The sequence below is a fragment of the Sphaerimonospora thailandensis genome (genome assembly GCF_016863115.1).
In the GTDB taxonomy this organism is placed as follows: Bacteria; Actinomycetota; Actinomycetes; order Streptosporangiales; family Streptosporangiaceae; genus Sphaerimonospora; species Sphaerimonospora cavernae.
This window is the reverse complement of record NZ_BOOG01000083.1, coordinates 1-13,312: the sequence shown is the minus strand read 5'-3', so window position 1 is coordinate 13,312 and position 13,312 is coordinate 1. Positions and strand designations below refer to the sequence as shown.

Genomic DNA, 13,312 nt, shown 5'->3' with positions numbered 1-13,312 from the left:
CCGTCCACTTCCTCCCGGCAGTGAGGCGCGACGATGAGGTCGGGCTCCGGCATCCGGATCCTGCCGCGCTGGCGAGGTTCCTCCGTCAAGCCCGCCGTGGCCTCCTTGTCGGCGTGGAGGAGCAGGACGACGACCTGCGCCTCTACGTGATCGACTCCGTGAACGCCCGCAAGAACCTGGCCGCCTCCACCTCACAGGCCGAGGGACTCGCGCTCACAGCAGGCCATGAGCTGGACGACCTGACGTACGGCATTCTGTGGTCCTTGGTACAGCTCGACGACGGGCTCCTCGCAGACGACCAAGCCCTGGATGAAGAGCAGCAGGCACTGGAGGCCTACCTACAACTTCCGCGCTCCGCGCCCAGCCGGATGACACTGCCCATGCTCACGTCGGTGGGGGCGAGATGGCTGGGGTCCGCGTTCTGCGCGCAGCACATCCAGCGGCGTCTTGATGGAGCGTCGGAGGCGCCGCTGTTCTGGACCAGGGAGCAGACCGGTGAGGAGGCTGCCGCCTGGCTGTTCTTCCGGCACAAGATCGCGTACCTGCAAGCGCTCCGGCGGCAGTTCGGCGGCGCGGCCAGCCCGCTGTCGCGGACATTCTGCATTCCCGAGGCCGAGGTCGCCCGCACCGACCGGTACGAGCGCGTTCTGCTGTTCCTGGCCGTTGCGCTGATGGAGATGTACGGCATCCGCGTCCAGGTGACGGCACGCCCTGAGTACTCCGCCGTCGACGGGTTCGTGCTGGTGCCGGGCCAGCGCGCTATCGTGGCGAACTGGGTGCGTACCGAAGCGCTCTGGATGGCGGACACCACCACTGGGCGGGCCGACCTGCGCAGCTATCACGAGGCCGTCAGTGAGGCCGCCGATCAGAGCCTCCTGCAGGGCAACGACCCCGAGACGCGGCTGCGCGCAATGGCCGGTTATCTCGGCCTCGACTGGAGGTGGGTCACCCGCCGGTGTCGTGATCTGGGCGACTTCGGGGCTGCCAACCTGGTACGGCCACGCAGCAGACTGATCAGCATCGACGCCCTTGACGAGGTCCTGCGCTTCCTCGGCAGCCTTGCCTCCGATCGATAGGCCAGCAAGGCTGACCCTGTCCAGAAGACGACCACTCCCGCAGAAAGGCCACCCCGTGCCAGACCAGAGCCGCAGCATCCTGGTGGTCACCCTCGGCGGCACCATCGCGATGACCAAGATCTCCGGCGAGACGGGCGGGGTGACGCCGCGCCTGACGGGAGCTGACCTCGTGGCCGCAGTGCCCGGTCTGGACGAAGGAACCGCGATCACCGTCGAGGACTTCCGCCGGGTCCCGGGCGCATCGCTCACCGTCGACGACATCGCAGAGCTTGCTCGGCGCCTTCGTGAGGCCGCGGCCACCGGTACGGACGGCTTCGTCATCACGCAGGGAACCGACACCCTTGAGGAGACCGCCTTCCTGCTGGACCTTCTCTACGACGCGGACGCGCCCCTCGTGCTGACCGGGGCGATGCGCAACGCCGCGATGCCGGGGGCCGACGGGCCGGCGAACCTGTTGGCGGCGGTGCGCACCGCCGCCGGCACCGATGCCCGCGGCCTGGGAGCGCTCGTCGTGTTCGCCGATGAGATCCACGCGGCACGCCACGTACGAAAGGTCCACTCCACCAGCATCGCCGCCTTCGCCTCACCGGGCGCCGGACCCATCGGTCACGTGATCGAAGGGGCTCCGCGGCTGCACTTCACGCTCGAACGCCACCGCCCGGTGCCGCCGCCGGTACGGCCGGCCGCCGTCGAGATCGTGCACACGACCCTGGGAGGTGACAGCTCGGTGCTCGACGACCTCGCTCGTCGCGCGGATGGGGTGGTCGTGGCGGCGTTCGGTGCCGGTCACGTGCCGCAGACCTGGGGCGAGCCTCTGCAGGCGCTGGCGGAGCGCATCCCGGTGGTGCTGGCCTCCCGGACCGGGGCCGGCAGCGTCCTGGCCGGCACCTATGCCTTCCCCGGCTCCGAAAGCGACCTGCTGGCCCGCGGGTTGATCAGCGCAGGCCCGTTGGATCCGTACAAGGCGCGGCTGCTGCTCCTGGCTCACCTACGCGCAGGAGCCGACCGCGCGACGGTCGAGGCCGCCTTCACCGAACGTCGCTGATCACATCGCGAGCAGGAGATCCGTATGCGCGCCACACGCTTCAGCCGAGGCCGGGAGTTCATCTTCGCCATCGACCATGGGGAAGACTTCTTCACTGCACTGGAGAAGCTCTGCGCCGAGCACGAGATCCGCGCCGGCTACATCCCCACCTTCATTGGAGGGTTCAGCTCCGCCAAGCTGGTCGGCACCTGCGGCCCACTGGAGCATCCCGAGGCCCCGCTGTGGGACCACGTCGAAGTGAAGACGATCGAGGTGCTCGGCGGCGGAACGCTGGCCTGGGACACCGACAGGGACTGCCTGGCGCCGCACATCCATGTTTCGGCCGGCCTGAAAGCCGACTCCGCCGACGGACGGACCAGCCACTTGCTCGCTGCTCAGGTGCAGTTCATCGCCGAGCTCGTCGTCGTGGAGATCACGGATCCCGCCCTGACCCGACCCCGGCAGCCGGGCCTGTTCGACGTCCCGCTGCTCACCTTCAGAGAGCAGCACTGACCGCGCGGGGAAGGGGGACGGGGATCGTCAGCGATCCGGGGCCAGCTCTGGCAGGGCGGCGACCATGTCGCGCAGGAAGCTGAGCTTGGAGTAGAACGTGCGCTGCTTCGCCAGGCCGCTCGCTGCAAGGTGATCCAAGAGCCAGCGGTCGATGCGTTCCATCTCCCGGAGCACCTCGTCCTCGTCGTGCTCCAGCAGGCTGCGCGAGCGCCGGTACTCCAGCTCGCACTGCGACAGGGCCACTTCCGGCGCTGCCAAGAGAGAGCAGTGGTCGAGGTAGATGCCGTAGACGTGGCCGGTGCGCATCGACTCGCACTGGATGTCGTAGCGGACGCGCCGGAAGGGCGGCATGGCGCGCACCTGGAGGCCCAGCTCCGAGCGGAGGTACTCTCCGAAGCCGTCTGGGGTGACCTCGATGTCGGTGTAGAGCTGCTCGCGGCGCGCGAAGGCGTCCTCCGCGTACCACTTGCGCTTCAGCACGTGCCCGCCATCGCCCCTGGGGATGAAAGAGGCGTAGCCGCGCTCCGGGTCCGGTCCGGTGACGTCGAACAGGTGGTTATCGAAGCAGTAGACCTGGAATTCGTTTCGGTACTCCGGCCGGCAGTCGGCTAGTTCGCCGTGGCGCAGGGCCTTCAGCAGTTCCATGGAGGCCGCCCAGATGTCCGTGCCCGGCGTCAGGTTGTACTTGTACTCCAGTTCCGTTCCGGCGAAGTGGGTGCGGAAGTGGCACGGTTGGTTTTTGAGCCGCAGCGCCGACGTCTCGTACGCGGCCAGCACCGGATCCAGCCAGCGCAGCGCTTCCACCGAGCCTTCGCCGACCGGCTCCCCGATGATTCGGACGAAGCAGGCGTCTTCAGGGTAGAACCGGATCTGCGCGTACGCGTGGTAGCCGCCGGGGTGTTCAGCCAGGTAGCACAGCGGTACCACACCGGGAGCCGCGGCATCGCCGATCAGCTCGCGCAGGGCGGCGCCGGCCATGGCGTCGGGCAGCAGGGCGCTGCCCTCGATCCGGCCGCGTCCCAGCGGGGTGCCCTCTGCAGTGAGGGCGGTGACCCGGCACGTCCCGAGCGAGTCCCACCGCACGGCTACCGTGGTGCTCGGGACGCAGACCTCCTGCGGGGGCACCCGGACCAGGACGATCGGTTCGTCCGGGCGGCGGGACGCGGTCCGGTTGAGCAGGTGGATTCCTCCCAGGACGACCCAGGCGCCTCGCTGCGGTGTGTCGTTGTGCATAGCCGGTACTCCTTCCCAGAGGGGCACCGCACTGGTGCCCCGCGATGTGGTCGCTCTGCATTCCGGCTCGCGGTCGATGGGCGTGTCCGTACGGTCATCTGGCCGCGTCCACGGACCCGGCTGGCGGCGGCATAGGGTGTGGCAAGTGACGCACGGTGTGCTTGGACGAGTGACCTTGGACGCGGCGGTCGCTGATGCTCGCCTCGCTGCGCGAGAGTTCGATGACGCCCGGGCCTGGCTGGAGCGGGCTCGTCAAAGACCGATGGAGCCGCTCGCGGCGGAGGTCTGGGTGATCGACCCTGCCTGCACGCACGTCCTGCTTGTGCGGCATCGCTGGCGTGGATGGGTGCCGCCCGGAGGGAAGGTCGAGCCGGGTGAGACGCCGCGAGCCGCCGCGTCCCGTGAGCTTGTTGAGGAGACCGGGGTGTGGGCTGAGCTGCTGCCTGTTCCGGCGGCGGTGTCCGTCCGTTCCTATCGTGCCGACTGGTCGCCGACGCTGGGTCTGTCGTACGCCGCGATCGTCGACCGCGATGTTCCACTCGATGGGCAGAGTGGCCAGCCGCCGAGGTGGTTCGATCTCGGCGAGGAGTGGGAGAGCGTCTTCCCCGAGGACCGCGGCCGTATCCGGGCGCACGTACGCCGCCTGGCGGCCGGGCGCTCGGGAGCGGCGTGCTGAGCCGAGCCTTCGAGGGCCGGTCAGATGATCTCGTCGATCTGAGCGAGGGCGTCGCCAGGCGTCGTCAGGAGCCGGAGGTCGTGCAGGAAGCGGACCCATACCGGTGTCAGCCCCGGCTGCGCCGCGAACTCCGGTTCGCTGATGTTTCCGGCGGCGTAGGCGGCGGTGCGGTGCGCGTACTGCTGGAGCTGGTCGGGGTATATCCATCGGGGTGCGCGCACCTCTCGGGATGACGGGCGGAGCGGGCCGGTTGCCTGGGCCTGGTAGATCCACCAGCGGTGGCCGATTTCGCCGTCGCCGGGGCGGCGGCACTGGTTGGGCCGCCATACGGTCAGCAGTGGGTGAAGGTGGGTGACTGTCAGGCCGACCTCTTCGGCGACCTCGGCGATGGCCGCCTGTTCAGGGCTGCCGTGCTGGTCGATGTGACCGGCGACGGGCGCGATCCCGGTGGGTGGCGTCGCCCGCTCGAACACGAGGAGCCCGGCTGTCGAGAAGATGAGCACCCCGACGCTGGTGTGGTCGCAGGAAACCAGGGCGGTCATGGCGCTACTCCCCGGGCCGTTGGGCGACGACGACGAGCCAGCTCGTCACGGTCGGAGCTTCGGGGGTGGTCAGGTCGTACGCCTTTTCCAGGATCGCCATGCGCTGGTCGTGGGTGAAGTCGCCGGAGGGCCGGGCGAAGACCGGGATGGACAGCCACGCCTTCTTTTCCGCCATGGTGCTGTGCTGAGCCGTGACCTCGGTGTCCAGGACGGTCAGCCCGGCGGTGGCCAGGTGTTCGGTGACGGCCTCCAGCGGCAGCTTAGGGAGCGCGTTGGCGGCCGGGGATGGCGTGTAGCCGTACTCGCGGGCGGCGACCTGGTGGATCAGCGCGTTGAGCGAAGGGCCGGTGCGCCCAGTCTTCTCGTCTGGGTGCGCGACTCCGGCGAAGCCGCCGCCGATGTTGAACACGAAGTGGCCGCCGCGCCGCAGAACACTACGGACCGCGGCGAATACCGCCGAGACGTCGGTCTTCCAGATCGCCGAGTTGCACACCACGGAGTCGGCCATGCCAGGGACGTGCTCGGCCAGGTCCTCAGCCCGGGCGGTGACCCAGGACAAGCGCGGGTCGGTCACGATACGGCGGCCGACCCGCTGCATAGCGGCGGCGTTGTCCAGGGAGATGACCCGGGCCTCAGCCGGGACCAGGGCGAGGATCGCCTCGGCGGTCGCGCCGGCTCCGCCGCACAGGTCGACCACCAGGCGGCTGTCGGTGAGGTGGGCACGCCGGGCGAGATCGCGGCTGGTGGCGCCGTACATGGGGAAGTCGCGGGTGAAGGCGGCGTACGCCTCGGCGGTGGTGTCCTCATCCCAGCCGAGGAGTGCGTCCTGGGGTGCCATGGTGTGCCTCGCTTCGTGGAGAAGGGCCCGCCCGTTGCCGAGTGGACGCTGAGGGCGGGGGCTGGCTGGGGTTCAGAACAGGGGGGTCTGGACTGCGGCGCGCGGGGAGGAGAACGGGCCGAGGGTGATGCGGCGGCCGGTAAGTACGCCGAGGTCGAGGATGTAGTGCATCTCCTCGTCGCGGTTCAAGACGGCGAGCACCTGGGAGCCGACGCAGGAGATGGGAGTGAAGCCGTGCTCGCCTTCCCGCAGGTCGTGCGGGTAGAGCGCCCGCTCGCTGTCGGCGGTGCGGAGTCGGTCCCCTTCTGCTGGCGGGGCCCATGCCTCCAGCACCAAGGGCGCGTTCATGTCGCTGAGCGCGTCGGCTGCCTGGGTGACGTGCTGCTCGTGGGTGGCGCGGGCAGCGGCGAGGTCGGTCAGGTCGGCCTGGGCCTGGAGCTTGGCCGCTGCCCGTATGGTTTGGGGCAGTTGCAGGCGTCGGGCGAGCGCGTCTTCGAGGTGGCGTACGGCGCGGCCATCGGGGCTCTTGGTCAGGTAGGTGGCGAACAGCGCTCCCTGTTCGTCGAGGCGGGAGCGCTTGCGCGGCTCGGCGGCGGTGCCGACCTTGGTCGCTCCGTCGGCGAAGGTCGCCAGGTAGAGCCAGTGCGGCTGGGCCATGTACCGGATGAGCGCCTGGGGAGCGTGGCCGCCCTGATGGAACTGGTGGGCGAAGCGGAAGTCGTCCTGGCTGGCGCACCGCCAGCATTGGCCGTTCTGCTCCGCGGGAGCTCGGTCGGGGCAGGCAAGGGCTTCCACATGAACGATGTCGGCGAACTGGTACCGGCCGGTGCACCACCGGCCGGCATCGGCCACCCGGAAGCCGAGCCGCTGGTGCATGATGTCGGCGTACGCCAGCGGCCCACGGGGGAGTGGAGCGAGCAGCAGCCAGGGATCCCCGGTTGCCCAGGTGACGCCGTGGCACACGAACTCGCCTACTTCGGGCAGGGGTACCGGCATGGTCATTCCTCGTCCTAGGCGTGAGCGTCGGTTCAGATGGTGAGCTGGAGGTGGCCTGCAAGGGCGTCGGCGGCGGTCTTGAACACGGTGTCGCGGTCCATGCCGGTGACGTCCAAGGACATCCAGTCGCCGCGCTGCTCCTGTTCGCGCAGTTGGGCCAGGACGGCGTCCTGGTAGCGGATGAAGTCCTCGTCGCTGCAGCCAGAGTGGCCGGTCTCCAGTGAGGTGAACTCGCCCTTGCGCTGCAGGGCTTCACGGGCACCGATACGCAGGAAGATCACCAGGTCGGGCTCGGTGAGGTGGGCGAAGACCTGCTCGGCGAGGCGGGTGGAGACAGCCGGGTTGACCGCGTAGCGGGCGAGGATCTTGTGGTGCGCGTTGTCGAGAATGACGTGGGTACCGGCGGCCAGTGCCGGCTGGATCATCACCTTGTCCTGAAGGGAGTACCAGGCGGCCAGCGCCAGCAGCCAGTAGTGGTCGCCGCAGGACTGGGCGATCCGTGCGTCGCGGCGGTAGATGAGCTCGTTGAGCCGGTCCAGGTAGGCGGAAAGATCAGGGTCCATGGGAACGGCGGTGGTGTGCTTGCCGACCAGGATGGCCGGGTGGCCGGCGTCGACCAGGGCATGGTGCAGACGAGCGGCGAGGGTTGACTTGCCCGCTCCGTCGATACCGGTGACCGTGATCTGCCACCCACGGGCGGGGGTGGCTCCATGGATGGTGCGGTGCGCTGCGGCCGTCATGGTCGTGTCCTCCGTAGCTGATCAGCTGAGGTGGGCGGCGAGGCGATTCGTGATGATGTCGCGGATCCGGCCGATCAAGACGGCGCGCCGCCGGACGACGTCGCGGTGACGCTCATTGGACAGGTCTGCTGGGTAGTGCCGGGCGAGATTGTTGGAAATGACGTGGAGGTAGCCGAACCCGATCCCCGCATTGCGCGCGGCCATCCCCATGGGGCCGATCTCGGGATCGACGAAGGCGTACTCGGCATGCTTGGTCAGCCAGTCCCGGTTCTCCAGCAGGATCGACGGCGAGGTTACGTGGACGCCCGTGTGCACGCCGGGCTGGGCGGAGGCGAAGTCGCCGAAGAAGTCGTTCCACGTGACGAGAGCGTCGTTGACGAGGCTCTCATTGCCGGTTGCGAGCATTGTGTTGGGTTCGATCTGGGGTACCAGAGCGCCGACCTTGCCGACGTAGACGACGTCGCCGGCGCCCAGTTCGGCCAGTCGGCGGACGACCCGACCGGCGACGTCGCCCCAGATGCTGTGCCGGAACCCGAGGTAGACCACACGACGGCCATGCACTGTGGTCCGCTGCCAGGCGTAGCCCGATCCACGCGTCCATACCGCGCCGGCGGGTGCGAGGTGCTCCAGCGCCCAGCCGACGATTACCAACTCACCGTCGAGTCCGAGGTTGAGCTGCTCGACGGCCGTACGGCACAAGGCGGGGTCGGGCAGCTGGTAGGTGATGTGGTCGGCGGGGCGGCCGGTCATGGCGAGGTAGGTCGCGATGATCAGGCCGTAGTGGCGGACGTAGTCGGTACCGGGGAACGCCTTGACCAGCAGATCGCGGTCGCGGACTTCTGCGGTGGGGCGCTCCCAGTTGAACAGCTTGCCGTTCTTCTCGTACTGGGAGATCACGGCCCGGCGGTCGTAACCGCCGACGACGCGGATGCTGTCCCAGGGCTGTTCCTGGATGAGGTGGTGGACCTTGATCTGCAGATAGCGCAGCAGGCTCTCCGAGCCCATTGTGTGCCCGTCCACCTCGATCGGTGCCACGGGCAGAACGGCGCCAGCACCGCTCGTGAGCAGCCGGCCGGGCAGGAGGCTCATGAGCATGCCTCCGGGATCCGCACGCCGCTGCCCGCCGCCGACCGGACGACGGCGATGTTCCGCCGGATCAGGTCGAACCTCTCCTCGGGGATCGGGCCGAGGCACTCGACGCGGGGAGTCCTGGGCTTCTCGTACGGTCCGTCGGGCAGCATCGCGATGCCCATCGCGCCGAGGATGACCGGGGCGGCGCCGTCGACGGAGGCGATCCACTCATGCTCGCGCTGCTCGACCAGCTCCAGGTGCCCGGTCCGGCCGAGGCCCAGCAGCCGGTAGACGATCCGCTCCTCGAGCATGCCGTGGTCCTCCAGGTAGCGGGTGGCTGTCCACCGGGTACGGCACAGCTGCTCCTCGGGGGCGGGGCGCCGGGAGGCGGGCAGTGCGATCGCGCCGACGTAGTCGTTGGAGACGAAGTGGTCGTAGCAGTGCAGCCACTCCTCGTCGTCCGCGGCGTGCAGCACGGCACACAGGCGGAACTCATCGCTCAGGTCGCGGATCTCGCGGGCGGCTTCGTCGCTGGCCTTGATCGTCGCTGCGCCGTCCCGCATGACGTCCGGGAGGATGATCTCGCACGCGCCGACCGCGCGAGCAGCCGCGACCAGATCGGCGGCCGGCAGGGCGTGGCCGAGGTCGAAGACCCCGTTGTCGACGATGATCTCCGCGCCGCGTTCGGCCTCGCGTCGGAAGAACGCCCGGTAGGTGGAGTCGGACAGGACGCGCTGGGCGGCCACATGGTGCACGCGGGCAGGCTCCTGGGCGACGAATTCCTCCAGGTAGCCGGGCGGTGCGATCACGGAGAAGTCGATGGTCTTGGCCATCACGCCGCTCCCCACTGGCCCACCGCGAGGGTGAGGAACTGCTGGGAGAGCACCGGATCGTGCTTGAACAGGCCGCCGACCTGCAGCGTGGTGGTGCGGGCGGCCTCCATTCGCACCCCCCGCATGCTCATGCACAAGTGGGTGCCGTGGACGGCGACCGCCACGTCCTTTCCGCCGACGACGTCGGCGATCTCCTCGGCGACCTGCCGGGTGAACCGCTCCTGCACCTGGAGCCGTCCGGCGTGGCGCTGAGCGACCCGCCCGAACTTCGACAGCCCTACCACCTCGCTGTCCGGCAGGTAACCGATCACGACCTCCAGGTTCATGGGCAGCAGGTGATGCTCACACAGGGACCACACGCTCATCCCGCCGACCACGACGAGCTGGGCGCTCAGGCGGGTCTCGGTGAAGCACGTGACCGCAGTGAACGGCTCCGGCGACAGGAATGAGTTCCACCAGGACGCGACCCGGGCCGGGGTGTCCGCCAGGCCCTCCCGCCCGGGGTCCTCACCGAGCGCGGCCAAGAGCTGGCCGATCAGCTCGGCGACGCGCTCGGTGTCGACCGATCCCGATGCCGCAGGGCCAGGATGCGTCGACACGGCCGGCGCACTCTGACCGGGCGCCGGACTGTAGACGGCGTTCGTCATGGGCTTCGCCTCGCTTTCAGAAGCTGGGGAAACAGGGGCCTGAGCAATGGGGTGGGCGGGTCACCGCTCCGCCACGTCGAAGCGAGCCCAGCTACGCTCTGTCTCCCGGACCCGGACGGCGACCAGCCGGCCGGGGATGCCCGGCTCGACGTTCTGGATGAACCAGCCGGCCAGGAACTGGGCCAGGCGCTCCGAGGTCGGATCGCTGGGCATGATCTCGTGCAGGTTGTGGTGGTCGAGTTCGGTGTCGAGGAACTTCTTGAACGGCGCGAGATCCCCGAAGTCGGTGACGAAGCCCGGGTCTTCCAGCTCCGAGGCGGTGAGGATCACCTCGACCTCGTAGCTGTGCCCATGCTGTCGCGAGCACTTGTGCTCGGGTGCGAGGCTGGGTAGCCGGTGTCCGGCCTCGAAGTCGAACAGCTTGCCGATGGTGTGCTTGCCGGATGGGAGCGGCACTGTGCTGAAGTCCATGGACTCTCCCTTGACGTGAGTTTCGGCGACGCGGGCGGCCGTAGGCCGCGAGACAGGTAGTGGCCTGGGCCACGTTCACGGGAAGCGGATTTCGCCAGGTCAGCGGCCCCGCTCGTCGCCCCACAGCAGGACGTGGAGGCGCTGGGTCATGGACCAGCCGCGGGCGATGACGTCGTCGGCCAGTTCGCGGGCCCGCGAGATCACGGCATCGGAGGTCGTGCCCTCCGGCATCACGTACACCGGGGCCAGCCCGTAGCGCTGGACGAGATCCTCGATCTCGTCCAGGTCCGACCTGTCGGCGGCGACGAACTTGAAGGCCGCCCGACCGCTTCCCATCAGGGCGGTCAACGCCTCAGGGATGATGCGCATGCTCTCCGGCATGCCGGCGTTGGACAGCTTGGGCGAGACATTGAACCGGACACCGTCGATGAGGAGTCCGGAGATCGGGGCAAATGTGCCGTTGGTCTCGAACTCCACCCGGCGGCCGGCGTCGACCAGCCGTTGCGCCAGCGGGACGAGCTGCCTCTGCTGGATCAGTGGCTCCCCGCCCGTGATCACCACGAGCGGTGTGTCCAGGAGCAGCAGCTCGTCCCCGACTTCGGTGACGCTGCGCCGGGACGACTCGTCGCGCAGGTCGTATCGGGAGGTGTCCCAGGTGTAGGGGGTGTCGCATGGCATCCGCCCGCTGCAGGTCAGGTTGCACCGGGAGAGGCGCAGGAAGGCTGCTCGCGTGCCGAGGCTGGGGCCTTCGCCCTGAAAGGTCGGGCCGAACAATTCAGTGACGATCAGGCCGGGTTCCCGCGTCGGGACGGCAGCGGTGCTTTGTGTGCTCATGGAGTTCTCCAGGTCGCATCGGGCCTAGGTGGGGGCGGTCTCGCTCACACGGACCGCCCTTCAGCTGGCAGGGGACGTGAGGTTCGGTGATCAGCGGGTGATGGTGTCGCGCGAGGCTCCGCGTCGGTGGTCCTGCACGCGCGGGCTGCGATCCCGGGTTCTCGTGGGTCATGCGCGGGCTCCCTGTTTCGAGTGGCGCGCCGTCGCGGAGCTCGCGTGGATGTGGGCGTAGATCTCCTCGACGGCTGCCAGTTCGGCGTCGGTAAGCGGAGCGCCGAGGCGCGCGAAGGTCTCCTCCATCTATGCCGCGTCGGCCAAGCCGACGACCACGACGCAGTGATCCGAGCGCCTCAGGCACCAGCGCAAAGCAAGCAGCAGGTCCGGGGCGTCGCCGAAGCGCTCGCGCAGCGCCTGCGGCCCTGAGGCGACCACCTCCCGTTCCTGCGCTGTGTGACCGGTGAACGAGATGCCGGGGGGCCGCGTGGGGTCTTGCGGCTGCTGGTCCGTGGTGGCCGCACCTGTGAGCGAGCCGTGGGGCAGCGGCGTAGAGAGCACCAGCCCCACCCCGTGACGCCTGGTGAAGTCGAAGACGTCCTCGCCCTCAAGCTGAATCGCCGGGGCCAGCGCGTTGTAGCGCATCCACACGACGTTCGGTTTGATCAAGCGGAACAAGTGCAGGAACCGCTCGGCCCGCGCCTGCTGCTCAGCAGGCGACGCACCGTAGCCGATGTGGGGCCCGTGCATGCCGATCGCCTTGATGTAGCCGAGTTCCCTGAGCGTGACCATCTGGTCGATGGCCGGCCCGAGGTAGCGGTCGCCCTCGCCGAAGTCGAAGGAGTCCAGGAAGTACAGGTCGAGACAGTCGGCGTACAGGTTTTCGAGGCTCTGCTTGAGCTGATGGTGAATGTGCCGGTCACCGTAGGGGTGAGGGGCGGAGCCTTGTAGCCGACCGACCTTACTGCTCAGAATCAGCGGCAGGTCCCGACACTCGCGCAGGAAGCGCCCGATCAGGCGCTCCGCGTGCCCGCAGCCGTACCAGTCGGCGGTGTCCAGCAAGGTCGCACCAAGCTCCACCGCGCGGCGCAGCCCGTCGAGGAGAGCATGGTCGTCTGTGACCGCGGCAGATCGCTGTCGATCCAGGCTCCGGCCGACGGCTGCGCAGTGTACCCCCAACGGGTGGGCGGTCACACCGCGGCACAGGTATCGCGGCGCCAGGTAGAACGCCCGTGTCACAGCGCACCGCCGGTCAAGTTGAACACGGCAACGACGGCTTTTCCCCCTTCGACCGCCTGGACCGTCCAGGCGGTCGAGAACTGCGCGACGAGATACAAGCCGCGGCCACCCTCGTTCTCAGCGTTGCCAACCTCGTCCACCGTCGGAGCCGTGGGGATAGCACTGATGTCAGCTCCGCGGTCGAGGACGCTCACGGTGGCGCCCTTCTCATAGACGTCCAAGGTCATTGAGACCACTCCGTAGCCGTGCTGAAGGGCGTTGCCGACCAGTTCGTCGGTCACGAGCACCGCGTCGTCGATCTGCTCCGTGCTGGCGCAGCGGGCCAATGCCGTATGCACCTGCTGCCGGGCGACGGACTGAGGAGCGGCGATGCCGCTGAGATCGAAGACGGCATGGTCGAGCAGCTCTCCTAGGCCGTGGTCGCGGATCAACTCGACGGATGTCGGGGGCACCCTCGTCTCCTCGGGCTCAAGACACTCTTCGGATGGGGGCCGATGTCGGCTTGGGCTCCACCGTGACGCACCCTTCGTGGCACGGGTACGCCGAACCGGCGCCATTTCGTGGCCATTTCGTGGGTGAAGATCA

The 13,312-nt window shown here is 68.8% G+C and carries 16 protein-coding genes; 4 read left to right on the top strand and 12 right to left on the bottom strand.

What is annotated here, in order from left to right; all coding sequences use genetic code 11:
• From Mth01_RS27980 to Mth01_RS27970, 3 genes are all read left to right on the top strand, one after another.
• Window positions 1-1,076 (top strand): XRE family transcriptional regulator (locus tag Mth01_RS27980; protein ID WP_204018964.1); only part of this gene is annotated, 1,076 nt, incomplete at its 5' end.
• A gap of 55 nt (window positions 1,077-1,131) precedes the next feature.
• A complete protein-coding gene (locus tag Mth01_RS27975; protein WP_239090059.1) occupies window positions 1,132-2,121 on the top strand; it encodes an asparaginase in 990 nt (329 codons plus the stop codon).
• Between the two features lie 24 nt (window positions 2,122-2,145).
• Complete coding sequence (locus Mth01_RS27970) at window positions 2,146-2,613, top strand: PPC domain-containing DNA-binding protein (RefSeq protein WP_204018963.1); 468 nt, start codon at window positions 2,146-2,148, stop codon at window positions 2,611-2,613.
• A 27-nt stretch (window positions 2,614-2,640) separates the two neighbouring features.
• Here Mth01_RS27970 and Mth01_RS27965 read toward each other — a convergent pair whose 3' ends face one another.
• The gene (locus tag Mth01_RS27965) at window positions 2,641-3,846 is read right to left on the bottom strand and encodes a hypothetical protein (RefSeq protein WP_239090058.1); all 1,206 of its coding nucleotides are present in this window, start codon (window positions 3,844-3,846) and stop codon (window positions 2,641-2,643) included.
• A gap of 169 nt (window positions 3,847-4,015) precedes the next feature.
• On the opposite strand from Mth01_RS27965, the gene Mth01_RS30000 reads away from it, so the two are divergent.
• Entirely contained in the window at window positions 4,016-4,522 is a 507-nt protein-coding gene (locus tag Mth01_RS30000) for an NUDIX hydrolase (RefSeq protein WP_275409049.1), read from the top strand.
• Window positions 4,523-4,542: 20 nt separating this feature from the next.
• Here Mth01_RS30000 and Mth01_RS27955 read toward each other — a convergent pair whose 3' ends face one another.
• The 11 genes from Mth01_RS27955 to Mth01_RS27905 form a co-directional block, all read right to left on the bottom strand.
• On the bottom strand, window positions 4,543-5,064 hold the full coding sequence (locus Mth01_RS27955; protein ID WP_204018960.1) for an NUDIX hydrolase: 522 nt from the start codon (window positions 5,062-5,064) through the stop codon (window positions 4,543-4,545).
• A 4-nt stretch (window positions 5,065-5,068) separates the two neighbouring features.
• Window positions 5,069-5,902 carry a class I SAM-dependent methyltransferase gene (locus Mth01_RS27950; RefSeq protein WP_204018959.1) on the bottom strand — a complete coding sequence of 278 codons (834 nt, stop codon included), beginning with the start codon at window positions 5,900-5,902 and terminating at the stop codon, window positions 5,069-5,071.
• A 72-nt stretch (window positions 5,903-5,974) separates the two neighbouring features.
• Entirely contained in the window at window positions 5,975-6,898 is a 924-nt protein-coding gene (locus Mth01_RS27945; protein ID WP_204018958.1) for a DUF2797 domain-containing protein, read from the bottom strand.
• A gap of 32 nt (window positions 6,899-6,930) precedes the next feature.
• Window positions 6,931-7,638, bottom strand: a complete 708-nt coding sequence (locus Mth01_RS27940; protein ID WP_204018957.1) for a dTMP kinase — start codon at window positions 7,636-7,638, stop codon at window positions 6,931-6,933.
• Between the two features lie 21 nt (window positions 7,639-7,659).
• A complete protein-coding gene (locus Mth01_RS27935; protein ID WP_204018956.1) occupies window positions 7,660-8,727 on the bottom strand; it encodes a hypothetical protein in 1,068 nt (355 codons plus the stop codon).
• Window positions 8,724-9,542, bottom strand: coding sequence for a hypothetical protein (locus tag Mth01_RS27930; protein WP_204018955.1), 819 nt, complete (start codon window positions 9,540-9,542; stop codon window positions 8,724-8,726). Before Mth01_RS27930 ends, Mth01_RS27935 begins: the two co-directional genes overlap by 4 nt.
• Window positions 9,542-10,189, bottom strand: a complete 648-nt coding sequence (gene folE / locus Mth01_RS27925) for a GTP cyclohydrolase I (RefSeq protein ID WP_204018954.1) — start codon at window positions 10,187-10,189, stop codon at window positions 9,542-9,544. Before folE ends, Mth01_RS27930 begins: the two co-directional genes overlap by 1 nt.
• 60 nt (window positions 10,190-10,249) lie before the next feature.
• Window positions 10,250-10,660, bottom strand: a complete 411-nt coding sequence (locus Mth01_RS27920; RefSeq protein ID WP_204018953.1) for a 6-pyruvoyl trahydropterin synthase family protein — start codon at window positions 10,658-10,660, stop codon at window positions 10,250-10,252.
• A 99-nt stretch (window positions 10,661-10,759) separates the two neighbouring features.
• On the bottom strand, window positions 10,760-11,494 hold the full coding sequence (locus Mth01_RS27915) for a 7-carboxy-7-deazaguanine synthase QueE (RefSeq protein ID WP_204018952.1): 735 nt from the start codon (window positions 11,492-11,494) through the stop codon (window positions 10,760-10,762).
• 300 nt (window positions 11,495-11,794) lie between these two features.
• Complete coding sequence (locus tag Mth01_RS27910; RefSeq protein WP_275409050.1) at window positions 11,795-12,682, bottom strand: aldo/keto reductase; 888 nt, start codon at window positions 12,680-12,682, stop codon at window positions 11,795-11,797.
• 41 nt (window positions 12,683-12,723) lie between these two features.
• Window positions 12,724-13,179, bottom strand: a complete 456-nt coding sequence (locus Mth01_RS27905; protein WP_204018950.1) for an ATP-binding protein — start codon at window positions 13,177-13,179, stop codon at window positions 12,724-12,726.
• Window positions 13,180-13,312: the final 133 nt, after the last annotated feature.